This is a genomic window from Serratia sp. Tan611, assembly GCF_905188235.1.
Classification (GTDB): domain Bacteria; phylum Pseudomonadota; class Gammaproteobacteria; order Enterobacterales; family Enterobacteriaceae; genus Serratia_B; species Serratia_B rhizosphaerae.
The window spans coordinates 1,331,896-1,355,660 of the sequence record NZ_LR994655.1; the positions used below are offsets into that span (position 1 = coordinate 1,331,896).

Annotated in this window: 24 protein-coding genes; 12 read left to right on the plus strand and 12 right to left on the minus strand. The window is 60.6% G+C overall.

Annotated elements, in window-relative coordinates:
• Window position 1 precedes the first annotated feature (1 nt).
• From galM to modE, 6 genes are all read right to left on the minus strand, one after another.
• Entirely contained in the window at window positions 2–1,048 is a 1,047-nt protein-coding gene (galM, locus tag TAN611_RS06280) for a galactose-1-epimerase (protein ID WP_203067398.1), read from the minus strand.
• Complete coding sequence (galK, locus tag TAN611_RS06285; RefSeq protein WP_111737566.1) at window positions 1,042–2,193, minus strand: galactokinase; 1,152 nt, start codon at window positions 2,191–2,193, stop codon at window positions 1,042–1,044. The genes galM and galK overlap by 7 nt, the downstream gene beginning before the upstream one ends.
• Window positions 2,193–3,242, minus strand: coding sequence for a galactose-1-phosphate uridylyltransferase (gene galT, locus TAN611_RS06290; protein ID WP_111737565.1), 1,050 nt, complete (start codon window positions 3,240–3,242; stop codon window positions 2,193–2,195). Before galT ends, galK begins: the two co-directional genes overlap by 1 nt.
• Before the next feature lie 287 nt (window positions 3,243–3,529).
• Entirely contained in the window at window positions 3,530–4,351 is an 822-nt protein-coding gene (locus TAN611_RS06295; RefSeq protein WP_203067399.1) for a CPBP family intramembrane glutamic endopeptidase, read from the minus strand.
• A 213-nt stretch (window positions 4,352–4,564) separates the two neighbouring features.
• The gene (modF, locus tag TAN611_RS06300) at window positions 4,565–6,037 is read right to left on the minus strand and encodes a molybdate ABC transporter ATP-binding protein ModF (protein ID WP_203067400.1); all 1,473 of its coding nucleotides are present in this window, start codon (window positions 6,035–6,037) and stop codon (window positions 4,565–4,567) included.
• Window positions 6,038–6,127: 90 nt separating this feature from the next.
• Window positions 6,128–6,919, minus strand: coding sequence for a molybdenum-dependent transcriptional regulator (modE, locus tag TAN611_RS06305; RefSeq protein ID WP_105230178.1), 792 nt, complete (start codon window positions 6,917–6,919; stop codon window positions 6,128–6,130).
• 325 nt (window positions 6,920–7,244) lie between these two features.
• Between modE and TAN611_RS06310 the strand changes: the two genes are divergently transcribed.
• The 4 genes from TAN611_RS06310 (at window position 7,245) to modC (ending at window position 10,105) form a co-directional block, all read left to right on the plus strand.
• Entirely contained in the window at window positions 7,245–7,388 is a 144-nt protein-coding gene (locus tag TAN611_RS06310; RefSeq protein WP_071889351.1) for an AcrZ family multidrug efflux pump-associated protein, read from the plus strand.
• Between the two features lie 189 nt (window positions 7,389–7,577).
• The gene (gene modA, locus TAN611_RS06315; RefSeq protein ID WP_203067401.1) at window positions 7,578–8,351 is read left to right on the plus strand and encodes a molybdate ABC transporter substrate-binding protein; all 774 of its coding nucleotides are present in this window, start codon (window positions 7,578–7,580) and stop codon (window positions 8,349–8,351) included.
• Window positions 8,348–9,037, plus strand: a complete 690-nt coding sequence (modB, locus tag TAN611_RS06320; RefSeq protein WP_105230180.1) for a molybdate ABC transporter permease subunit — start codon at window positions 8,348–8,350, stop codon at window positions 9,035–9,037. Before modA ends, modB begins: the two co-directional genes overlap by 4 nt.
• Window positions 9,038–10,105, plus strand: coding sequence for a molybdenum ABC transporter ATP-binding protein ModC (gene modC / locus TAN611_RS06325; protein WP_187043498.1), 1,068 nt, complete (start codon window positions 9,038–9,040; stop codon window positions 10,103–10,105). It abuts the gene before it with no gap.
• A 30-nt stretch (window positions 10,106–10,135) separates the two neighbouring features.
• Here the strand turns inward: modC and TAN611_RS06330 are convergent, their stop codons facing one another.
• On the minus strand, window positions 10,136–10,957 hold the full coding sequence (locus TAN611_RS06330; RefSeq protein WP_105230182.1) for a pyridoxal phosphatase: 822 nt from the start codon (window positions 10,955–10,957) through the stop codon (window positions 10,136–10,138).
• 174 nt (window positions 10,958–11,131) lie between these two features.
• On the opposite strand from TAN611_RS06330, the gene pgl reads away from it, so the two are divergent.
• Window positions 11,132–12,124, plus strand: a complete 993-nt coding sequence (gene pgl, locus TAN611_RS06335; RefSeq protein ID WP_187043496.1) for a 6-phosphogluconolactonase — start codon at window positions 11,132–11,134, stop codon at window positions 12,122–12,124.
• Between the two features lie 82 nt (window positions 12,125–12,206).
• On the opposite strand, the gene TAN611_RS06340 is transcribed toward pgl, so the two are convergent.
• The 3 genes from TAN611_RS06340 to TAN611_RS06350 all read right to left on the minus strand — a co-directional run bounded on the left by TAN611_RS06340 (window position 12,207) and on the right by TAN611_RS06350 (window position 13,721).
• Window positions 12,207–12,470, minus strand: coding sequence for a hypothetical protein (locus TAN611_RS06340; RefSeq protein WP_160027879.1), 264 nt, complete (start codon window positions 12,468–12,470; stop codon window positions 12,207–12,209).
• On the minus strand, window positions 12,463–12,987 hold the full coding sequence (locus TAN611_RS06345) for a DUF2778 domain-containing protein (protein WP_197951478.1): 525 nt from the start codon (window positions 12,985–12,987) through the stop codon (window positions 12,463–12,465). Before TAN611_RS06345 ends, TAN611_RS06340 begins: the two co-directional genes overlap by 8 nt.
• 251 nt (window positions 12,988–13,238) lie before the next feature.
• Window positions 13,239–13,721, minus strand: coding sequence for a kinase inhibitor (locus TAN611_RS06350; RefSeq protein WP_111737559.1), 483 nt, complete (start codon window positions 13,719–13,721; stop codon window positions 13,239–13,241).
• Between the two features lie 263 nt (window positions 13,722–13,984).
• On the opposite strand from TAN611_RS06350, the gene TAN611_RS23670 reads away from it, so the two are divergent.
• Window positions 13,985–14,386 (plus strand): YkvA family protein, encoded by a 402-nt coding sequence (locus tag TAN611_RS23670; RefSeq protein WP_105230187.1) that lies wholly within the window; start codon window positions 13,985–13,987, stop codon window positions 14,384–14,386.
• Window positions 14,387–14,389: 3 nt separating this feature from the next.
• Here TAN611_RS23670 and bioA read toward each other — a convergent pair whose 3' ends face one another.
• Window positions 14,390–15,664 (minus strand): adenosylmethionine--8-amino-7-oxononanoate transaminase, encoded by a 1,275-nt coding sequence (bioA, locus tag TAN611_RS06360; protein WP_203067402.1) that lies wholly within the window; start codon window positions 15,662–15,664, stop codon window positions 14,390–14,392.
• 90 nt (window positions 15,665–15,754) lie between these two features.
• Here bioA and bioB point away from each other — a divergent pair, with 90 nt between their 5' ends.
• The 4 genes from bioB to bioD are packed head-to-tail and all read left to right on the plus strand — an operon-like array spanning window position 15,755 to window position 19,362.
• Complete coding sequence (gene bioB, locus TAN611_RS06365) at window positions 15,755–16,792, plus strand: biotin synthase BioB (RefSeq protein WP_111737557.1); 1,038 nt, start codon at window positions 15,755–15,757, stop codon at window positions 16,790–16,792.
• A complete protein-coding gene (gene bioF, locus TAN611_RS06370) occupies window positions 16,793–17,944 on the plus strand; it encodes an 8-amino-7-oxononanoate synthase (RefSeq protein WP_197951482.1) in 1,152 nt (383 codons plus the stop codon).
• A complete protein-coding gene (gene bioC / locus TAN611_RS06375; protein WP_203067403.1) occupies window positions 17,928–18,695 on the plus strand; it encodes a malonyl-ACP O-methyltransferase BioC in 768 nt (255 codons plus the stop codon). The genes bioF and bioC overlap by 17 nt, the downstream gene beginning before the upstream one ends.
• Window positions 18,688–19,362, plus strand: a complete 675-nt coding sequence (bioD, locus tag TAN611_RS06380) for a dethiobiotin synthase (protein ID WP_111737556.1) — start codon at window positions 18,688–18,690, stop codon at window positions 19,360–19,362. Before bioC ends, bioD begins: the two co-directional genes overlap by 8 nt.
• 32 nt (window positions 19,363–19,394) lie before the next feature.
• On the opposite strand, the gene TAN611_RS06385 is transcribed toward bioD, so the two are convergent.
• Window positions 19,395–20,105 carry an ATP-binding cassette domain-containing protein gene (locus TAN611_RS06385; RefSeq protein WP_105230192.1) on the minus strand — a complete coding sequence of 237 codons (711 nt, stop codon included), beginning with the start codon at window positions 20,103–20,105 and terminating at the stop codon, window positions 19,395–19,397.
• A 1,161-nt stretch (window positions 20,106–21,266) separates the two neighbouring features.
• Here TAN611_RS06385 and uvrB point away from each other — a divergent pair.
• Together uvrB and TAN611_RS06395 are read left to right on the plus strand one after the other, a co-directional pair.
• Window positions 21,267–23,279 (plus strand): excinuclease ABC subunit UvrB, encoded by a 2,013-nt coding sequence (uvrB, locus tag TAN611_RS06390; protein WP_203067404.1) that lies wholly within the window; start codon window positions 21,267–21,269, stop codon window positions 23,277–23,279.
• A gap of 111 nt (window positions 23,280–23,390) precedes the next feature.
• Entirely contained in the window at window positions 23,391–23,636 is a 246-nt protein-coding gene (locus tag TAN611_RS06395; RefSeq protein WP_105230195.1) for a VF530 family DNA-binding protein, read from the plus strand.
• The last annotated feature ends 129 nt before the right edge of the window (window positions 23,637–23,765 follow it).

The following is a 23,765-nucleotide window of genomic DNA, read 5'->3' on the forward strand; positions in this document are numbered from 1 at the left end:
GTTAACGCGGGGAAAATTGATAGCGGGTGATGCTGTGATAGTTTTGCCCCGGTTGTAGCCAGCAGCTGGGCTGCGGCCATTCCGGGTGGTGCGGGCTGTCCGGCAGAAATTCGCTTTCCAGCGCCACGCCGGCGTAATCGCCGTAGCTGCCGCCGTCGCGCGCCGGCGTGCCGGCGAGATAGTTACCACTGTACAGTTGCAGCGCCGGCGCAGTGGTGAAAACGTGCATTTCCAGCCGGCCGTCCGCCGAGCACAGCCGCGCCGCCGGTTTATCCAGCGCCAGACAGTCGCGCTGCAGCAGATAAGCGTGATCGTAACCCTTCACCCGCTGCTGGGCGGCATCACGCAGCAGATCCTGCGCCAGTGTTTTAGGCTGGCGGAAATCCATGCCGCTGCCGTCGACCGCCGTCAGCGCCGCGCTGGGGATCCCCTGCTCATCGACCGGCAGGTAATGATCCGCGTTGAGCTGCAGCGTCTGCTGACGCGCGTCTTGTCCGGCGCCGTCCAGATTGAAATAGGCATGGTTGGTCAGGTTGACCGGGCAGGGACGATCGGTCTGCGCCTGGTAGTCGATCTCCAGCTGGTGGTCGTCCGTCAGGCGGAAGCGGGCGCTGACCTGCAGATTGCCGGGGAAGCCCTGATCGCCGTCGGGCGAATGCAGCTGATACGTTACCTGCTGCCGATCCTGCTGGGCAATGTGCCAGCGGCGGGCGTGGAAGCCCTCCGGCCCGCCGTGCAGCTGGTGCGGCCCCTGATTGGCCAGCAGCGCCAGCGCGCCGCCGTCCTGCGGCAGGCTGGCGTTGGCGATGCGGTTGGCGTAGCGGCCTACCGTAGCGCCGAGATAGGCGCTTTGCCGCAGATAGTCGGCAGGCGTGGCGCAGCCGAGCAGCACCTCACGCGTTTCGCCGCCGCTGAGCGGCAGCCGCGCTGAGAGCCAGGTCGCGCCCCAATCCATCAGCGTTACCGTCATCCCGCCGGCGTTGCGCAGGGTGGTTAAGGTAAACGGCCGGCCATCCGGCGCACGTTGTTCTTCAGCGATGTTCAGCATGAGCCGGCTCCTGCGGATGCGGTGCAGACATAGAAGGTTTCCTGCAGGCCGTTGGCCCGCAACGGGTACTCCCGTTGTACCGCCGCACGCACCGGTTCAACCAGCCGCTGCGGCATCAGCGCGACGATGCAGCCGCCGAAGCCGCCGCCGGTCATACGCACGCCGCCGTGTTCGCCGATCGCCGCTTTGACAATCTCCACCAGCGCGTCGATCGGCGGCACGGTGATTTCAAAGTCATCGCGCATGGAGGCGTGCGACTCGGCCATCAATTGCCCCATCCGGGCTAAATCACCGCTGGCCAGCGCCTCGGCAGCGGCCAGCGTGCGGGCGTTCTCGCTGATAATATGGCGCGCACGTTTGGCGACCAGCGGGTCCATCTCATGCTCGCGGGCGTTGAACTGTTGCTGGCTGACGTCGCGCAGCGCCTTGACGCCAAAGAATCCGGCGGCCTGTTCACACTGCTGGCGACGGGTATTGTATTCACTGTCGACCAGCCCGCGTTTGACATTGGAGTTGATGATCACCACCGCCACGTCGTCCGGCAGCGGCACCGCGCGGGTCGCCAGTGAACGGCAGTCGATCAGCAGCGCGTGATCCGGCTGGCCGAGCGCGGAAATCAGCTGATCCATAATGCCGCAGTTGCAGCCGACGAACTGGTTTTCGGCCTCCTGGCCGTTCAGGGCCAGCGCCACGCCGTCGAGCGGCAGCTGATAAAGCGTCTGTAAGGCCTGGCCGACGGCCACCTCCAGCGAGGCGGAAGAGCTGAGACCGGCGCCCTGCGGCACGTTGCCGCTGATCACCAGGTCGGCGCCGCCAAACTTGCCGTTGCGCTGCTGCAGATGCTTCACCACGCCGCGCACGTAGTTGGCCCACTGCAGCTGCTCATGCGGCACGATCGGCTGGTCGAGGGCGAATTGATCTACCTGATGATCATAATCGGCCGCCAGTACGCGGATCTGACGATCGTCGCGCTTGGCGATGCTGATCACGGTCTGATAGTCGATGGCGCAGGGCAGTACAAAGCCGTCGTTATAGTCGGTGTGTTCGCCGATCAGATTGACGCGCCCCGGCGCCTGTACGGTGAGGGTCGGTGCGTAACCGAAATGCTGGGTAAAAACGCTCTGGGTCAATTCTTGCAAACGCATTATTGGGCTCCGGCTTCACGGTAATGGATATCGCTGACCGCCCGCAGACGTTCGGCGGCCTGTTCGGCGGTCAGATCGCGCTGGGTTTCCGCCAGCATTTCATAGCCCACCATAAATTTACGCACCGAGGCGGAGCGCAGCAGCGGCGGATAGAAGTGGGCGTGCAGCTGCCAGTGGCGGTTATCGGCGCCGTTAAACGGTGCGCCGTGCCAGCCCATCGAATAAGGGAAAGAGCACTGGAACAGATTGTCATAGCGGCTGGTCAGCTTTTTCAGCGCCACGGCCAGATCGGCGCTTTGCGCCGCATCAAGGTCGGTCAGACGTTGCCGTGCGCTTTTCGGCAGCAGCAAAGTCTCAAACGGCCATGCCGCCCAATAGGGCACCACCGCCAGCCAGTGATCGGTTTCCACCACCGTGCGGCTGCCGTCCTGCTGTTCGCGTCGGGCATAGTCCAGCAGCATCGCGCTGTTGTGTTGCTGATAATAGTCGCGCTGCAGCCGGTCTTCACGCTCGACTTCATTTGGCAGGAAGCTGTTGGCCCATACTTGTCCGTGGGGGTGCGGATTGGAACAGCCCATGGCCGCGCCTTTATTTTCAAACACCTGCACCCAGGGGTAGTTGCGGCCCAGCTCGGCGGTTTGTTCCTGCCAGGTTGCTACCACCAGCTCCAGCGCCGGCAGACTAAGCTGCGGCAGCGTTTTGCTGTGGTCCGGCGAAAAGCAGATCACCCGGCTGGTGCCGCGCGCGCTTTGGCAACGCATCAGCGGATCGTCGCTTTCCGGCGCCTGCGGCGTATCGCTCATTAGCGCGGCGAAGTCATTGGTAAACACGTAGGTGCCGGGATAGTCCGGGTTTTGGTCGCCGGTAACGCGCGTATTGCCAGGGCACAGGAAACAGTCGGGATCGTGCTGCGGCAGGCTTTCCTGCGCGGGCGCTTCCTGCTGCCCCTGCCAGGGACGCTTGGCGCGATGGGGGGAAACCAGCACCCATTGGCCGGTCAGCGGATTGAAGCGGCGATGAGGGTGATCGATAGGATTAAAATCCGTCATAGTCATTCCTTCGGCATCTTTTATACGTAGTGGTAACGATTACACTGCGTATTATTCGGCCATTCATTGGATAGCGTCAGCTAAATAATGGCTAAAAGATAGCATATTTGCGAGCATGAAAAGGTGATCCAGAGCGAAAAATGGAATCGTTTACATTAAGGTAAGGATCTTTACCACAGAAGGAGCCGGTGCAACAGCCCTGGCCTTTTCGTATGGAGAAATTAGGTGTGTGGTAGCGTTTTCATCCATAGTATCCGCCGACAGACGAGCGCTACCGGCGGCGGGGATTAAGGATGCTGATAGAACGGATAGGTAAAGAACAGCAGATGCGTCATATTCAGGCCAAAGTGCAGTGCGATCGGCACCCACAGGCGTCCGCTCCACATCCAGGCCAGGCCATACAACAGCCCGGCCAGCGTGGCGAAGATCGCCATCAGCATGCCGGACGGGAAGTGCGCCGCGCCAAACAGCAGGGCGGCGATCACCAGCGCCGGCCAGGCGCCCAGACACTGGGTCAGCCGCTGCTGCAGGTAGCCGCGAAACAGCGCTTCTTCCGCCATCGATACAAAGAACAGGTTGGCCATCATGAAAGGCAATATCCAGCTTGGGAAGTGGCTTTCCAGCTTCAGGCCGCCCAGCGCCACCGCCAGCAGCAACAGCAGCGGCACGCACAAAATCAGCAGCAGCCAGGCCAGGCTGCCGACGTTTTTCGCCGCTTTGCCGCTGTTGAACAGCGTCGGCAAACAGGCGAACAGCAGGAACGGCAGCAGCGCCTTATCAAAGTTATAGCGCAGCGTATAAGGCGCGCTGAGCGGCCCGGCCTTACTGCCGTCCACCATCAGCTGATTGTTGATGCCGGGCACCAGGTGCAGAAACAGCGCCAGACTGCTGGCGACCAGCAGGACTTCCAGTGCGACGGACAGCCCGGCGTTGGCGCGGTAGTGATGACGCAGCCCGGCGGCCAGAGCGATAACGGCCAGGTACGCGGCTCCCTGCGGCGTCAGAATCTGATGATAGATGCCCATACCGGCCGATGCCGCCAAAATCACCCAGGCGATCAGACGGTTAAACGGCAGAAAAAATAGTGCAGTCGACAGTACGCCCCACATAACGATTATCCCTTTAACATAAATATGCGACACCCGCTTTCAAAGACCGCCATGACTCCGCCGGAATACTGCCGCCGGCCGGTCAAATGGAGATTAGGCGGATAGTAACACAAGCGAATCGCGCTGAAGGTCGGTGCAGTGAGGAAAAGTGAGCGCCTGGCTACGGTGTTTGCCGCGCAGCCAGGCGGGGCGGCCCCCGCCTGATGAAAAAAATTACTGCAGCGGCTCTTGCTGATAACGGTAACCGTCGCCGGAGGGGATAAAGCTTAAGCGGTGGGTAATGCACTGCGGGGCGTCTTCCGCGTGGTGCGAGACAAACAGCAGCTGGGTGGTGCCTTCGCCGATCAGCACATCAATAAAACGGCGCACCAGTTGGCGGTTAAGCGGATCCAGCCCCTGCAACGGTTCATCCAGGATCAGCAGAGCCGGGTGCTTCACCAGCGCACGAGCGATCAGCGCCAGGCGTTGCTGCCCCCAGGACAGGCTGTGGAACGGTGTTTCGCCCTGGGCGCCGCCCAGCCCCAGCAGCTGCAGCCACTGTTCGCTCAGTTGGTGCTGACGATCGGATACCGCCTGATAGATGCCGATCGAGTCAAAGAAACCGGAAATGATCACGTTGCGCACGCTGCTGCTGACGCGGTACTCCAGGTGCAGGCTGCTGCTGACGTAGCCGATATGACGTTTGATCTCCCAGATGGTTTCACCGCTGCCGCGGCGACGGCCGAACAGGGTCAGATCGTTGCTGTAGCCCTGTGGATGATCGCCGGTGATCAGGCTGAGCAGCGTAGATTTACCGGCGCCGTTCGGGCCGACGATCTGCCAGTGCTGGCCGGGATCCACCTGCCAGCTGAGACGATCGATGATGGCACGATCGTTATAGCTGACCACGCCGTCGCGCAGTACGATCCGCGGATGATCCACCGGCAGGGCGGGCTGCTGTTGCGGATCCTCGCTTTCCGGCAGCGCCAGACCGGCGAGGTTTTCACTGTGCGCCAGCTGCGCCACCAGCGCGTCGGCCATCACCTGTTGGCGCGGGCCCTGGCTGGCCAGCGTGCAGTCGGCCAGTACGCCGACCTGCTGAACAAAGTCGGGGATTTCGTCAAAGCGGTTTAACACCAGCACCAGGGTATAGCCCTGTTGCGCCAGCTGCGCCAACAGTTCGGCCAGCTGGGCGCGCGAAGCGACGTCCAGCCCGTCAAACGGCTCATCCAGAATCAGCAGGTCCGGTTGCCCCATCAGGGCGCGGCACAGCAGCGTTTTGCGGGTTTCGCCGGTGGAGAGATATTTAAAACGGCGCTCAAGCAGCGCGCTTATGCCGAACTGCGCCGCCAGCTGTGCGCAGCGCGCCGGATACGGATGTTCTTCCTGAATAATCTCGGCGGCGGTGCGGCCGGTATCTTCTTCGTCAGGGCTGAGCAGGTCGGTATTGTTGCGTTGCCACTCATCGCTGAGCATTTTCTGCAGCTGTTCGAAAGAGAGGCGCACCGGCTGCTGAAAGTCGCCGTGGCGTTCGCCGCGTAGCAGCGGCAGCTCATCAGCCAGCGCACGGGCCAGCGCCGATTTGCCGCTGCCGTTGGCGCCGACGAACGCCCAACTGTCGCCGGCGCGGATCTCCAGCGTCTCCAGCGACAGGGTGCGGGTATCGCTTAAACGAAATGAACCTTGCGAAATGCGCAATGACGACATCACTTATTCCTTTTTTTGCAACTCTTTGGTTTAGAAATAAGCGCATCGCCGGCGGATGTCAATTGACAAAAATGCAACGACACATTGCATTCAGCACAGCGTCGCGATAATCACCCGATCGGCATTGAACAGGGCGTTAACCGGCATCTCCGGCTGCAGTTGCAACTGCTGCAGCTGCTGATTGTCCAGCGTCGCACACAGCGTTTCACCGCCGGCGAGGGTAACCAGCACTTCGCTGTACGCGTCGCCGGGCTGAATATGGGCGACCCGGCCGGGCAGTACGTTATCCGCCGCGTCGTCGCCGGCGTCATCGGTGCTGAGCGTCACCCAGGGGGCCTTGATCAGCGCCAGCACTTCTTTGCCCGGCGCCAGTTGCAGGCGGTCGGCGCTCTGTTCGGTGACGGCGGCGGTCAGCCGGGTGTGGCCGTCGGCCAGCAACAGCTGAATGTGTTGCTGCACCTGTTGCTGCTCGCGCGCCGTCACGGTGGCGAAAAACTGGTTGCGGGCGCTGGTTTGCAGGGAGAAGCGTGAGATGGCCGCCAACAGGCTGTCCAGCGGCAGCCGATCCTGCTGCAGCACGTCGAAGGCTTTCTGCTGAATTTGCCCCAGCAGATCGTACAGCTGGATCAGCCGTTGCCCATAGTGGGTCAGCTGTGCGCCACCGCCGCCTTTACCGCCGGTGGCGCGCTCCACCACGGTCTGTTCCGCCAGTTGATTCATCTCATTGATGGCGTCCCAGGCGCTTTTATAGCTGATGCCTGCCAGCTTGGCGCCCTGGCTGATGGAGCCGGTATGGGCCACCTGCTTGAGCAGGGCGATGCGGCGCGGGTCGGCAAACAGTTTTTGCTGCAGTTTTAATGTCAGAAGTATTTCGGCCTGCATGGTACGTTCCGTAGGCTGCAAAAAAGTGGCTATCCGCCGCGGTGCGGGCTTCCGGTTATAGGGCGGAGAGGCGGCGCTGGCGCGATATATGATGCGCTATTGTCACCGATCTGACGACAATGCGCCAAATATCGCATTATTTTTTCCCGCGTTGAGGTAGCATAGCCGAATATTTCAGCACGTTTGGCTGAGGACTTCGGGGCCACAGCCGCTACAATAACCCTGTTTTTAACGTGAATTTCCGATACCGTAAAGCGACAGCCGCAAACGTGTCAGCCACCGGATTCAGGCCGTCGTTCAGCAAGGCAGTATAAGTGAGGCGAGTATGTTGGAATTATTGAAAAGTTTAGTATTTGCTGTAGTTATGGTTCCCGTAGTCATGGCGGTGATCCTCGGTTTAATTTATGGTCTGGCGGAAGTGTTCAACATCTTCTCCAAAGCCGGTCCGGCGAAAGAAAAACGCAGCTGATTTTCCCTTCTCCACTCCCTGCCGCGCGATGCGTGGCGGGGAGTTCAAGTTTTTTTCCTTATTGCCGATATCTCTTGACGACCACCGCGGAACTGGGCCGACAAAGCGCATGACAAGCCGCAGTCTATCGTTATATTATTTTTTATATAACGAATGCAATCCGTCCTGCGACGGGGGAGATAATTAACAATGAAACAGCAATGGACTCGGTGGCTGGGCGGTGCGGTATTGGCGTCCGGTCTGGTGATGCAGGCGTCTGCCGCGGACAAGGTGACCGTATTCGCCGCGGCATCGCTGACTAACGCGCTGCAGGAGATTGCTACGCAGTATCAGCAGGGCAAAGACGTGCAGGTGGTTTCCTCATTTGCTTCCTCTTCGACGCTGGCACGGCAGATTGAGCAGGGCGCGCCGGCCGATCTGTTTATTTCCGCCGACCAGCAGTGGATGGACTATGCCATCGACAAGCAACAGATGGTCAAAGACAGCCGCTACACGCTGCTGGACAACGATCTGGTGCTGATTGCCGCCAAAGACAGAAAACTGGATAAGGTGGCGATCACGCCGCACACCGACTGGCAGAAATTGCTCAATGGCGAGCGTCTGGCGGTGGGCGATCCAGATCACGTGCCGGCCGGTATTTACGCTAAAGAAGCGCTGCAGAGCCTGAAAGCCTGGCCGCAGCTGGCGCCGAAACTGGCGCGCGCCAACAATGTGCGCAGCGCAATGGCGCTGGTGGAGCGGCAGGAAGCGCCGCTGGGTATTGTTTACGGCTCTGATGCGCTGGCCAGTAATAAAGTGAAGGTGGTCGGCGTGTTCCCGGCGGACAGCCACAAACCGGTGGAATACCCGATGGCGATGGTCAAAGGCCACGATAGCCCGACGGTCAGCGCGTTCTATACCTACCTGAAAAGCCCGCAGGCGGCGGCGGTGTTTAAACGTTACGGATTCTCTCCACGGCAATGATTCTGAGCGAGTATGAGTGGCAGGCGCTGGCGCTGAGCCTGAAGGTCTCCAGCCTGGCGGTGGTTTGCAGCCTGCCGCTGGGCATCTTGACCGCCTGGATTCTGGTGCGCCGTAATTTCCCCGGCAAATCGCTGCTGGACAGCATTATCCATCTGCCGCTGGTGCTGCCGCCGGTGGTGGTCGGCTACCTGTTGTTGATTGCCATGGGACGGCGCGGGGTCATCGGTGAGTGGCTGTATGACTGGTTCGGCTTCAGCTTTAGTTTCAGCTGGCGCGGCGCGGCGCTGGCGTCGGCGGTGGTGGCGTTTCCGCTGATGGTGCGGGCGATCCGCCTGGCGCTGGAGGCGGTGGACCGGCGCCTGGAACAGGCGGCGCGCACGCTGGGCGCCAGCCCGTGGCGGGTGTTTTTCACCATAACCCTGCCGCTGTCGCTGCCGGGGGTGATTGTCGGCGTGGTGTTGGCCTTCGCCCGCTCGCTGGGGGAGTTTGGCGCCACCATTACCTTTGTCTCCAATATTCCCGGTGAAACCCGCACCATTCCGCTGGCGATGTACACCCTGATTGAGACGCCGGGGGCGGAGGGCGCCGCCGCGCGCCTGTGCGTGATTGCCATCGTGCTGTCGCTGTGTTCGCTGATGGCGTCCGAGTGGCTGGCCCGCTGGGGCCGCAAGCGGATGGGAGGCTGAATGTTAGAATTGGATTTCAGCCAGCGCCTCGGCGATCTGCAACTGCAGGTCAAAGAGAGCCTGCCGGCGCAGGGCATCACGGCAATTTTCGGCCTGTCCGGCGCGGGGAAAACCTCACTGATCAACGCGATCGGCGGCCTGACCCGGCCGGACAGCGGGCGCATTGTCCTGAACGGACGCACGCTGGTGGATTGTGAACGCGGCCTGTGTCTGCCGCCGGAAAAACGCCATATCGGCTATGTGTTTCAGGATGCGCGCCTGTTCCCGCACTACCGGGTGCGCGGTAATCTGCAGTACGGCATGGCGGCGTCGATGCGCGCCCAGTTCGATAATATCGTCGACCTGCTGGGCATCGGCGCGCTGCTGGGTCGCCTGCCGCTGACGCTTTCCGGCGGCGAGAAACAGCGGGTGGCGATCGGCCGCGCGCTGCTGACCGCGCCAGAGCTGCTGCTGATGGATGAGCCGCTGGCGTCGCTCGATCTGCCGCGTAAGCGCGAGCTGCTGCCGTATCTGGAGCGGCTGGCGCAGGACGTCAATATCCCGATTCTGTACGTCAGCCACAGTATGGATGAAATTCTGCGGCTGGCCGGCCAGGTGATGGTGCTGGACCGCGGTCAGGTGCTGGCCTGCGGCGATCTGGAGGCGGTGTGGGCCAGCAATGCGCTGCGCCCGTGGCTGCAGCGGGAAGATCAAAGCAGCGTGCTGAACGTCAGCGTGATTGAACATCATGAGCGCTATGCGATGAGCGCGCTGCGGCTGGGGGACCAACGCCTGTGGGTCAGCGCGGTGGATGCGCCGATCGGCACGCAACTGCGGATCCGTATCAATGCCGCAGACGTTTCGCTGGTGCTGCAGGCGCCGCATAACAGCAGCATCCGCAATATTCTGCCGGCCAAGGTGATAGAGTGCCTGGAAGTCGGCGGGCAGACAGAGGTGAAACTGTTGGTCGGCGACAGCGTGCTGTGGGCACGTATTACCCCGTGGGCGCGTGATGAGCTGGCGATTAAGCCGGGCCAGTGGCTGTATGCGCAGGTAAAAAGCGTCTCAATCAGCCGCGAAGCGCGTTAAGCCCTCTCCGGGCGGAGAGGGCGCACGGTGTCAGGCCAGGACGCGGCTGCGGATAACCTCGGCGATGCCGGGCTGCAGGTGATCGGCGATGGTCAGATCGGCGCGCTGTTTGATTGCCTCGTCGGCATTGCCCATCGCCACGCCGAGGCCGGCGGCTTCCAGCATGCTCAGATCGTTGTAGTTATCGCCGAAGGCCACCACCTGATCCATCGTCAGCCCCTGAGATTCCACCCACTGACGCAGGCGTTTGCCCTTGCTGTTGCCGTTCTTGGCGATATCCACCTGATCGTGCCACGACCATTCGCAGGCCAGCCCCAGCTCTTTTTCCACCGTTTCGGCAAACTCGCGCAGCGCTGCGGTATCGGCATGCGAGGTGGCGAATTTCCAGATTGAGCGCGCATCGTCGGCGGCCTGAGTCAGGCTGTCGACCTGCAGCAGCGTCGGGCGCTGTGCGGGCGGCAGCTTCTCAGCCCAGGCCAGCGAACGGGTCACATGGCCGCTGGGCTCCTGATACAGCATCGCATCGTCCACATACATCAGGCCGTGGATCCCGCTTTGTCTGAGCATCTGCAGCACCTGCTTGGCCTGCTCTTTCGGCAGCGGATCGGCCGCCAGCACCTTTTGCTGCTGGAAGTCATACAGATAGGTGCCGTTGCAGCAGATGGCCGGCGTGTCCAGTTCCAGCGCCTGATAAAACGGATGAATGGCGACGTGATGGCGGCCGGTCACCACTACCACTTTGACGCCGGCGGCGCGCGCCGCCGCCAGAGCTTCCAGCGACTGCGGCAAGATACGTTTTTGGGTGTCCAGCAGGGTGCCGTCCAGATCGAGGGCGATAACGCGGTAGGTCATAGATGTCTCGAATAATTAGTATGGAAATTAATCCGATAGTACACCCGATCACCGACGGATAAAACCACAGGGAATTTGCTGATTCGCCAGGCTTGTTATGTCTCATTTGTCAGGTAAGCTAGAGAAAACCGATTGAGATGAAACCGGTTTCTCTTTTTCTCGTAAGGAGCCAACATGAAGCAAATCGTTTATGTCGCCAGCCCGGAAAGCCAGCAAATCCACGTCTGGCAGTTGGATGACGCCGGCGCGCTGGCGCTGCTGCAAACCGTCGAGGTGCCGGGACAGGTACAGCCGATGGCGATTCACCCGGACCGCACCCATCTGTACGTAGGCGTACGCCCGGCGTTTGGCGTGGTGAGCTATCGCATTGAGCACGACGGCACGCTGCAGGAAGCGGGCATGGCGCCGCTGCCGGGCAGCCCGACGCACCTCTCCACCGATTTGCAGGGCCGTTATCTGTTCGCCGTGTCCTACAGCGGCAACAACGCCACTATCAGCCCAATCGGCCACGATGGCGTGGTGACCGCGCCGCTGCAGCAGCTGGACGGCCTGACCGCGCCGCACTCCGCCAATATCGATCCGACCAACCAGCTGCTGCTGGTGCCGTGCCTGAAAGAAGACCGCGTGCGCCTGTTTGATCTGAGCCTGGACGGGAAGCTGACGCCGCACAGCCAGCAGAGTGTGGCGACCGCCGCCGGCGCCGGTCCGCGTCATATGGCGTTCCACGGCAACCAACGCTACGCCTACCTGGTGAATGAGCTGGACAGCACGGTGGACGTGCTGGCGATTGAGGACGATGGCAAGCGCTACACCACGGTGCAGACCATCAACGCGATGCCGGCGGACTTTGAAGGTACCTGCTGGGCGGCGGATATTCACCTCACGCCGGACGGCCGTTTCCTGTATATCAGCGACCGTACCGCCAGCATTCTGAGCGCCTTCGCGGTATCGGCGGACGGCAGCACGCTGAGCGTTATCGGCCACTACCCGACCGAGCAGCAGCCGCGCGGCTTCAATATCGATCACAGCGGCCGCTTTGTGCTTTCCGTCGGGCAAAAATCCGACCACCTGGCGGTGCATGCCATTCAGGCGGACGGCAGCCTGAAGGATCTGGCGCGTTACCCGGTAGGCAAAGGCCCGATGTGGGTCAGCGTGCTGGCGAAGTAAGCCTGCCGCAGGGGGGGAGGGCTTTTAGTATGGCTAAAGATGCCCTCTATAGGCTGATATATTATCCCGGCTCCGGCCGGGATTAATTTTTGGCTTTTCTGCCGAATGTGATGCACAGCATGGCAATGATTGCCGCTGGTATCGCGCAGAGTGTGAGCAGGGCTAACGCCTCCATATCGCCGTAGGTTTCCGCTGTTAATGGCCAATGCAACAGTTGATACCAGCGTTCCTGAGAAGCGATGGTACGGGCCAGCGACGACAGCAGGTTAAATGTGAAGGGCAGCAGACGCAGTAATAGAATGAAAATAACGGTGAATAAAAACCAGAGTAGAAAGCGTTTAAACATCGCAGTTGGCCTCGCTGTTTCCGGTTACCGTGACTTGCCCATAAGCCATAAGACCTGAACTTCCGCGAATGTGGACTTGCTGTGTGCGCAGAAGTCGGTTCCTGAGAATACTAAATTCAGTCGGATTATAGAAGGTGATGCATCCCCATGACTCGCCTTGACCATCTGGACGGTTTGGATGGAGTCGGAAATTGCCGCGTTTTATACCATTAATAAACGTCCAATCATCCATGACACCATCTTGGCGATATAATGCAAACCAAGTTGAGTGATCGTTTCCTGTCCACCAGTCTTGAATTGCTGTCCGCATTTTAGAGCGTAAGCCGCCCGTAGGGCGCGCGACAATCCAATATTTACCAGTGGGAATAGAACCTTTATCTATTCCAGAACAACCTGCTTTATTCGTATAGGGGTCTATACCGGAGAATACTGAGAAAGTGCCAATGCCATAACAGATCAGGTCTCCTGTTTTGCCTGCATCCCTAGTTTTATCGAGATTTAACGAACAATAAATCATGGTAGCTATCCTTGTTACCGTCTGAAAATTTAATGATTAATATAATTAGTTGGATGTTTTTTCAATGCTTATCTTTTTTTGTTTATTTATAATCTAGGTTGATGGTTATTGTTTTAATTAAATGGTTTATGTAAGGGGTTTTATTATTGTTTATGTTGATGCATTGTGTTCTTTATTAATTGAAAAATATCTGCATTAGTTATTTTCTGGATGAGTATGCGCGGAGCACGTCTGCCGCGCTCCGCGATCTATTAGCTGTAGTGCACCGTCAGGCTGGTGCTGCCCAGGCTGTGGAAGTGCACGTTGAAGCCGACCATCGCGCCGCTGGCGTTTGCATCGACCTCAATGCTCTCGACATCCAGCGCGTGTACGGTGAACTGGTAGCGGTGGCGTTCTCCCTGCGGCGGTGCCGCGCCGCCGTAACCGGCCTGGCCGAAATCGGTGCGGGTCTGAATCGCGTCGGCGGGCAGTCCCGGCTGGCCGGAGCCGGCGCCGGTCGGCAGTTCATTCACGTCGGCCGGAATATTGGCGACCACCCAGTGCCACCAGCCGGAGCCGGTCGGCGCATCGGGGTCGAACAGGGTAACGACGAAACTCTTGCTGCCCGCCGGCGCGCCGCTCCACGCCAGATGCGGCGACAGGTTTCCCCCCTGATAGCCCATACCGTTAAATACCTGCGCCTCCGGCATGGTGGCGCCGTCCTGCAGGTCATTGCTGTATAAACGAAAAGTCATGCTGGTTTCCTGTTGACGAATAAAGCGAACCTTCAAACTAGCCCGTTTTACCGTCCCGGCACAACCCCGGCGTGGCGCTGATAGCCGGCGCCGATAACAACGATTTACAGTTTGGCAACATTGGCGGTTGCGCGCCTGGCGGATTGTGCATAGAGTTAAACGCTGAATTTACCGTCTGACGCCCGCCGCGAAGAGATCACGCCGGCCGTGCGGGCGAAACCGTTAACAGACCGTAAGGCTGCCCATCCTGTAATGACGTCATCATGATTTCACTGAAAAAACGTACGCCGTGGTTTGGCTGGCTGCGCCGTTGGGCCAAAGGCATCAAGCGCGATATTGTGGCGCTGTGGCTGGCGGCACGCGACCGTCGCACGCCGTGGTACGCCAAGCTGATCGCGCTGCTGGTGGCGGGCTATGCGGTATCGCCGATCGATCTGATCCCCGACTTTATCCCGGTGCTGGGCTATCTGGACGACGTGATTCTGGTGCCGCTGGGCATTATGCTGGCGGTGCGCCTGATCCCGAAACCGCTGATGGAGGAGCTGCGGCGCAAGGCACAGCAGCGTATCGATAATCCACGCGGTCGTTTCGCGATGTTAATGATTATCCTGTTGTGGATCGGTGCGCTGGTTTGGCTGGCCCGTTATCTGGACCAGCACTGGTAATACTCAGTCCGCGATGGCCATGATGGCATCGGTCAGACGGCTGAGCTGTTCGGGCCGGATAATGTACGGCGGCATCAGATAAACCAGCTTGCCGAACGGCCGGATCCACACGCCGCGTTCTACAAATTCCCGCTGCACCTGCGCCACATCCACCGCCTGCTTCATCTCCACCACGCCAATCGCTCCCAGCACGCGCACGTCCGCCACGTTGGCCGCGGCCTTCAGCGGCAGCAGCTGCTGCTGCAACTGCTGCTCGATCGCCGCGACCTGCTGCTGCCAGTGGTTTTCCGTCAGCAGCGTCAGGCTAGCGTGGGCCACCGCGCAGGCCAGTGGGTTGCCCATAAATGTCGGGCCGTGCATAAAGCAGCCGGCGGCGCCGTTGCTGATGGTTTCCGCCACGTGGCGGGTGGTCAGCGTGGCGGACAGCGTCATATAGCCGCCGGTCAGCGCCTTGCCCAGGCACAGAATATCCGGCGTAATGCCGGCGTGTTCGCAGGCGAACAGTTTGCCGGTGCGGCCAAAGCCGGTAGCGATCTCATCGGCGATCAGCAGCACATCGTAGCGGTCGCACAGTTCCCGTACCCGGCGCAAATAGTGCGGATGATAAATACGCATGCCGCCGGCGCCTTGCACCACCGGCTCCAGGATCACCGCGGCCACCTCGCCGGCGTGCTGTTCAAGCAGCGCGGCGAAGGGGGCGATATCCTGTTCATCCCACTCATCGTCAAAACGGCACTGCGGCGCCGTGGCGAACAGATGCGGTGTCAGGTAGCCCTGATACAGGCTGTGCATCGAGTTATCCGGATCGCACACCGACATCGCGCCAAAGGTATCGCCGTGATAGCCGTGGCGCAGCGTCAGAATGCGCTGGCGTTTTTCACCGCGCGCCTGCCAGTACTGCAGCGCCATTTTCAGCGACACTTCCACCGCTACCGAGCCGGAATCGGCTAAAAACACGCATTCCAGCGCGGACGGCGTCATCTCCACCAGTTTGCGGCACAGCGCGACGGCCGGCGGATGGGTGATGCCGCCGAACATCACATGCGACATGTTTTCAAGCTGCCGGACGGCGGCCTGATTCAGCTGCGGGTGGTTATAACCATGGATCGCCGCCCACCAGGAAGACATGCCGTCCACCAGTTTACGGCCGTCGGCCAGCTGAAGTTCCACGCCGGACGCCGCCTCTACCGGATAGCAGGGCAGCGGGTGGCTCATCGAAGTGTAAGGGTGCCAGATATGGCGCTGATCGAAGTTGAGATCGGCGGGAGACAGAGACATAAGTTGTAAACCAAATCAATTACAGAATGGTTGACAGTATATCCACAATATCTAAACTGACGACACTTTTTTTGCTTTGGAGACGCCGTGATGGCCGACCGTATTCACTGGACAGTGGGGCAAGCCCAAGCCCTGTTTGAGAAGCCGCTGCTTGAGCTGCTGTTTGAAGCGCAAACCGTACACCGCCGGCACTTTGACCCGCGTCAGGTGCAGGTCAGTACGCTGTTGTCGATTAAAACCGGCGCCTGCCCGGAAGACTGTAAATACTGCCCGCAAAGCTCGCGTTATAAAACCGGGCTGGAAGCGGAGCGCCTGATGCAGGTCGAGCAGGTGCTGGATTCGGCGCGCAAGGCGAAAGCCGCCGGCTCAACGCGTTTTTGCATGGGCGCGGCGTGGAAAAACCCGCATGAGCGCGATATGCCGTATCTGCAACAGATGGTGCAGGGCGTGAAGGCGATGGGGCTGGAAACCTGCATGACGCTGGGCACATTGGACGAATCTCAGGCCGGGCGTCTGGCGGAAGCGGGGCTGGATTACTACAACCACAACCTGGATACCTCGCCGGAATTCTACGGCAATATCATCACCACCCGCAGCTATCAGGAGCGTCTGGATACGCTGGACAACGTGCGCGACGCCGGGATTAAAGTGTGCTCCGGCGGCATCGTCGGCCTGGGGGAGACGGTGCGCGACCGCGCCGGCCTGCTGGTACAGCTGGCCAACCTGCCGAAGCCGCCGGAGAGCGTGCCGATCAACATGCTGGTCAAGGTCAAGGGGACGCCGCTGGCGGATAACGAAGACGTCGATCCGTTCGACTTTATCCGCACCATCGCGGTGGCGCGCATTATGATGCCGCGCTCATACGTACGCCTGTCCGCCGGGCGTGAGCAGATGAATGAGCAGACGCAGGCGATGTGCTTTATGGCCGGCGCCAACTCTATTTTCTACGGCTGCAAGCTGCTGACCACGCCGAACCCGGAAGAAGACAAGGATCTGCTGCTGTTCCGCAAGCTGGGGCTGAACCCGGAGCAGACCGCGACCGAACACGGCGACAACCAGCAGCAGCAGGTGCTGGCGCAGCAGCTGCTGACGGCGGATAACGCCGAGTTTTACAACGCGGCGCCCTGAATGAGCTGGCAGCAACGCATTGAGCAGGCGTTAACCGAGCGGCGCGCGAGCGCCGCTTATCGATCGCGTCAGGTTAACCAGGGCGGTAACGGCCGCCATATCCAGCTGCATCAGCAGCGCTACCTCAATTTTTCCGGCAATGACTATCTGGGGCTGAGCCGGCACCCGGCGGTGATCGACGCCTGGCAGCAGGGGGCGCGGCAGTACGGCGTCGGCAGCGGCGGTTCCGGCCACGTTACCGGCTTTTGCGAGGCGCATAAGCAGCTGGAGCAGCAGCTGGCGCAGTGGCTCGGTTATCCGCGCGCGCTGCTGTTTATCTCCGGCTACGCCGCCAATCAGGCGCTGCTGGCGGCGTTGATGCAGGCGGATGACCGCATTCTGGCTGACAAACTCAGCCATGTCTCGCTGTTGGAAGCGGCCGCTCACTCACCGGCGCAGCTGCGGCGTTTTCGCCATAATCAGCCGGCGGCGCTGGCTGATTTACTGGCCAAACCCTGCGGCGGCCAGCAGTTGGTGGTGACGGAAGGCGTATTCAGCATGGACGGCGACAGCGCGCCGCTGGCGCAGCTGCAGCAACTGAGCCGACAGGCCGGCGCCTGGCTGATGGTGGACGATGCGCACGGCATCGGCGTCCACGGCGAACAGGGGCGCGGCAGTTGCTGGCAGCAGGGGGTGCGGCCGGAAGCGCTGGTGGTGACGTTTGGCAAGGCGTTCGGCGTCAGCGGCGCGGCCATCCTGTGCGATGAGCCGCTGGCCGAGTATCTGCTGCAGTTCGCCCGTCATCTGATTTACAGCACGGCGATGCCGCCGGCGCAGGCTTGCGCGCTGCAGGCGGCGCTGCGCTGCGTGCAGCAGGGCGATGCGCTGCGCAGTCGGCTGCAACAGCATATTGCGCGTTTCCGCCGCAGCGTGGCCGACCTGCCGCTGACGCTGAGCGATTCGCAGACCGCGATTCAGCCGCTGCTGGTGGGGGACAATCAGCGGGCATTGACGCTGGCGCAGCGCTTGCGCGAGCAGGGGCTGTGGGTCAGCGCCATTCGTCCGCCGACGGTGCCGCCGGGCGGGGCGCGTTTGCGGATTACGCTGACCGCGGCGCATCAGGCGCAGGATATCGATCGGTTATTGGAGGTGCTGCATGCCGTCAGTGAATGACGCGGTTAACAAACAGGCGGTCGCCTCCGCCTTCAGCCGCGCGGCGGACAGCTATGACGCCGCGGCGGTGCTGCAGCGTGAGGTTGGCGAGCGCTTACTGGGTATCGGCGCTACGCATCCGGCGCGGCAGGTGCTGGACGCCGGCTGCGGCACCGGCTATTTCAGCCGCCGCTGGCGGGAACTGGGCAGACAGGTGACGGCGCTGGATCTGGCGCCGGGCATGCTGGCGTTTGCCCGCAGCCAGCAGGCGGCGCAGCACTATCTGCTGGGAGATATCGAGCATATCCCGCTGCCGGATGCGGCGGTCGATCTCAGCTTCAGCAGCCTGGCGGTGCAGTGGTGCAGCGATTTGGCGCGCGGTCTGGCGGAACTGCGCCGCGTGACGCGGCCCGGCGGGCTGGTGCTGTTTTCCACCCTGGCGCAGGGGGCGCTGCATCAGCTGGGGGATGCCTGGCAGCAGGTCGACGGCGAGCGCCATGTGAATGATTTCCTGCCGCTCGCGCAGATTGAGGCCGCCTGCGCGCCGTATCGTCACCGTATGGAAGCGTGCTGGCAGACGCTGCATTACCCGGATGTGATGACGCTGATGCGCTCATTAAAAGGCATCGGCGCCACTCATCTGCATCAGGGACGTGATGCGGGGCTGCTGTCGCGCCGCCGTCTGACGGCGCTGCAGGCGGCTTACCCGCGTCAACGCGGCGAATTGCCGCTCAGTTATCATGTGGTTTATGGAGTGATTTATTGTGATTAAACGTTGGTTTGTGACCGGCACCGATACCGAAGTGGGTAAAACCATCGCCAGCAGCGCGCTGCTGCAGGCGGCAAACCTGGCGGGCTACCGCAGCGCCGGTTATAAACCGGTGGCGTCCGGCAGCGAGATGACGCCGCAGGGGCTGCGTAACGAGGATGCGCTGGCGTTGCAGCGCCACAGCGGCGTGGCGCTCTCCTACGAGGACGTGAATCCTTACACCTTTGCTGAACCGACGTCGCCGCATATCGTCAGCGCCGATCTGCGCCAGCCGATTGAATTTACGGTGATGTCATCCGGGCTGCGGCGGCTGGAGCAGCGCGCCGACTGGCTGCTGGTGGAAGGCGCGGGCGGCTGGTTTACGCCGCTGTCGCCGACGCAGAGCTTCGCCGACTGGGTGGTGGGCGAGCAGCTGCCGGTGATTCTGGTGGTGGGGATGAAACTGGGCTGCATCAACCATGCGCTGCTGACCGCGCAGGCGGTCCGTCAGGCGGGGCTGCCGCTGGCCGGCTGGATCGCCAACGATATCGCGCCGCCGGGCAGGCGTCATCAGGAGTATCTGGCGACGCTGCGCCGCCTGTTGCCGGCGCCGATGCTGGGGGAAATTCCCCATCTGGCAGGCATTGCGCAGCAGCCGCTGGGCCACTATCTGGATCTGTCATTATTGTAAACGGCGGCGGGCCATGCGCCCGCGCCATCGCATCATACCGTCAGATAGGCGTCAATCAGAGCGTCATCCAACTGCGCCAGCGTGCCGTTCGCCACGTTGCGCCCCTGATCCAGCAGAAAAAAGCGATCGGCCAGACGGCGGATCAGCGTCAGGCGATGTTCCACCAGTAAAATGGTCATGCCCCATTCCCGATTCAGACGCTGTACGGCAGCGCCAATCTCGCTGGCGATCGACGGACGCATGCCGGCGGTCGGCTCATCCAGAATCAGCAGCTCCGGTTCCCGCACCAGCGCGCGCGAGATCGCCAGCTGCTGCTGTTCCCCTACGGATAAATCGCCGGCGCGCCGCAGGCGCATCGCCGCCAGCGTGGGAAACAGCTGGTAAATCAGCGGCGGGATATGCTGCGGCGACGGTTTGCCAGCCAGCAGGGCCACCTGTAAGTTCTCCTCGACGCTGAGCTGCGAGAAGATCTGCTGTCCCTGCGGCACGTAGGCGATGCCCAGCGCCGCACGCTGCTCCACCGCCTGCGGCAGCAGGTTTTTCGGCGCTTCGTCGGCGCGTTGCCAGGTCATGCTGCCGCTGACCACCGGCAGATGGCCGACAATACAGTTAAGCAGCGTGGTTTTACCGACGCCCTTACGCCCCAGCAGTGCGGTGCACTGGCCGCGCGGCAGCTCCAGATTGATATCCCACAGGGTGTGGCTCTGTCCATAAAACTGATTGACTGAACGCAGGCTCAACATACGGCATTCTCCTTACCGGTCGGTTGTTCACTCATGCCATCAGGGCAATAGTTGTGGCATTGCCCTGCGCGACTGACGCTTGCTTTCCCGAGTGTTTTAACGTTCAGAACAAAATGCCGCCCGAAACGCGGCAAAACGGCGGCGGAGTCAGGCAAAAAGGGCGTTTTTCAGCGTTCTATTGTGCTGTTATCCCCGTTTGTCGTTACTGCTGGCCGGACAGCGTGAAGCCGGCAGGCCGGTTGGCCCGATGTTCCCGGCCGGTGACTGGCCTTATCGGTCGACCGTTATTTCAGATAGCAACTCCCGGGCCAATTTTTTCCACCGGCGTGAAAAGGCATAATTGTTATCGTCATGTTAAGCTTTCCCCGCGCTGCGGCGGGCTTGTCCCGCCTGGATAAAATGACGGCAAAAGTTAAAACGGACGTTTTTTGCACTACGGCGGTGCTGCGGCGAAACCTAATGGTGCAATAGCGTTGGGGTTATCGGCGGCGTCACCCGGCGATCTGGCCGAATGCGCCGTTGGCAATGGGGGCTTTTAGTCTTTATAGGTATAAACAAAGCCATAAAAGTGTCAAAAAATAACTAAAAAAGCGATTTGGGATCGTTTCAAGGGCAAAAAGTGTTTTTTCTGTAACTCCCGTGGCTGGCGGGGTGGTGTGAGTTATCCACTATTCCTGTGGATAACCTTGTGTATTAGATTTAGAAAAGCGGCGGGAAGCGAGAGCGGACGCGGCTTCTGTTCCCATTGTCCGGATTCTCGTCTTTTTGATAAAATCATTTAATATCAATAAATTAACTAAAATCAAGACGTAGTGTAAGCGGTTAATGTCGTATGTGTGATTTTTAGCCACCCTGCTACCAAGAAGTTAATTTGTCGCGCGATCTGGGGATAAATCTGTTATTGACAATAAAAATGTCACCGAAGCGTAACCTTGACGGTGCAGCGGCGATCGTTCCCCTGCGGTAAGACCACGAATCCGCTTGAAGCTGGTTTTATATCCAGTATCATAGGGGCTGGCGAAAAACGCCGCGGCTTTCCATACTTATTGGCTGCCCGGTGTGCCGACGCGGCGCTCTGCAACGTTAGCCACAGCGCAACCAGATTTGCCGGCGCCGCTCGCATATGTCTCCTTGCCGCAACGCCAATGACTTTGGGTATCTATGAGTAAACTATTCAAACTGCATTCAGACTTCAAACCGGCCGGCGATCAACCGGAAGCGATCCGCAAGCTGGAAGAGGGGCTGGAGGACGGGCTGGCGCACCAGACGCTGCTGGGGGTGACCGGCTCGGGGAAAACTTTCACTATCGCCAACGTGATTGCCGACCTTAACCGGCCGACGATGGTGCTGGCGCCGAACAAAACGCTGGCGGCGCAGCTGTACGGTGAGATGAAAGAGTTCTTCCCAGAGAATGCGGTGGAGTATTTTGTCTCCTACTACGACTATTACCAGCCGGAAGCCTACGTGCCCAGCTCCGACACCTTTATTGAAAAAGACGCCTCGGTTAACGAACATATCGAGCAGATGCGTCTTTCCGCCACCAAGGCGCTGCTTGAGCGGCGCGATGTGGTGGTGGTGGCCTCGGTGTCGGCGATCTACGGCCTGGGCGATCCGGATCTGTATCTCAAGATGATGCTGCACCTGACCCAGGGCATGTTGATCGACCAGCGCTCGATCCTGCGCCGGCTGGCTGAGCTGCAGTACACGCGCAACGATCAGGCGTTCCAGCGCGCCACCTTCCGGGTGCGCGGCGAGGTGATTGATATCTTCCCGGCAGAGTCCGACGAGCTGGCGCTGCGCGTCGAGCTGTTTGACGATGAGGTGGAGCGCCTGTCGCTGTTCGACCCGCTCACCGGCCAGGTGGAGCGGGTGGTGCCGCGTTTTACCATCTACCCGAAGTCGCACTACGTGACGCCGCGCGAGCGCATCCTGCAGGCGATGGAGGAGATCCGTGTCGACCTGGCGGAGCGGCGCAAGGTGCTGCTGGCCAACAACAAACTGCTGGAAGAGCAGCGGTTGTCGCAGCGCACCCAGTTCGATCTGGAGATGATGAACGAGCTGGGCTACTGCTCGGGCATTGAAAACTACTCGCGCTATCTCTCCGGCCGCCAGCCGGGCGAACCGCCGCCGACGCTGTTTGACTACCTGCCGGCCGACGGCCTGCTGGTGGTGGACGAATCGCACGTCACCGTGCCGCAGATTGGCGCGATGTTCAAAGGCGACCGCTCGCGCAAGGAGACGCTGGTGGAGTACGGCTTCCGGTTGCCGTCGGCGCTGGACAACCGGCCGATGCGCTTTGAGGAGTTTGAGGCGCAGGCGCCGCAGTCGATCTACGTATCGGCCACGCCGGGCAAATATGAGTTGGAAAAATCCGGCGGCGACGTGATCGATCAGGTGGTGCGTCCGACCGGCCTGCTGGATCCGATCGTCGAAGTGCGGCCGGTGTCCACGCAGGTTGACGATCTCTTATCCGAGATCCGCAAGCGCGTGGCGATCAATGAGCGGGTGCTGGTCACCACGCTGACCAAACGCATGGCGGAGGATCTGACCGAATACCTGGAAGAGCACGGCGAGCGGGTGCGCTATCTGCACTCGGATATCGACACCGTCGAGCGTGTCGAAATCATCCGCGATTTACGTCTGGGCGAGTTTGACGTGCTGGTCGGCATCAACCTGCTGCGGGAAGGGCTGGATATGCCGGAGGTCTCGCTGGTGGCGATTCTGGACGCCGATAAAGAGGGCTTCCTGCGTTCCGAGCGCTCGCTGATTCAGACCATCGGCCGCGCCGCGCGTAACCTGAACGGCAAGGCCATTTTGTACGGCGACAGGATCACCGACTCGATGGCGAAGGCGATCGGCGAAACCGAACGCCGCCGCGCCAAGCAGCAGGCGTATAACGAAGCCAACGGCATCGTACCGCAGGGGCTGAACAAGAAGATTGGCGATATTCTGCAGCTGGGCCAGCCGTCGTCGCGCGGCAAAGGCAAAGGGAAGGGCAAGGCGGCGGAGAGCGCGGCGCAGTATCAACAGCTTACGCCGAAAGCGCTGGAGCAGAAAATTCGCGATCTGGAAGCGCAAATGTACACCCACGCGCAAAACCTGGAGTTTGAACAGGCGGCGGCGCTGCGTGATGAAATCCATCAGCTGCGCGAGCAGTTTATCGCCATCTCCTGACGCAGACATTGCCGGCCCGTAGCGGCCGGCGATGAAAATCCTTGTCGCGCCCGGCAAAGCTGATTATGGTGTGCGGCCCATTGACCCGGCGACAGATATCGAGCAACCGCTATGAGCGCACACAATTCCAAAGATCCGCTGCACGGCATTACGCTGGAGCAACTGCTGAACAAACTGGTGGAATACTACGGCTGGGAAGAGCTGGCCGACCGTATCCGCATCAACTGCTTCAGCAACGATCCCAGCATCAAATCCAGCCTGAAGTTTTTACGCCGCACGCCGTGGGCGCGCACGCAGGTAGAGGAGCTGTATATCCATATGGTTAGCAGCAACCCCTGGTATACCCGTCATACTTAAAGCTGCAGGTGCGTTGGCTGCGCTCAGTCACCCGAATCACTGACCTGAGTCAGCTCATCGGGATTTCTTCCCTTGCCGCCTGCCTGCAACTCTAATTATTTAGGGTATATACCCGCGATACTTAAAGCT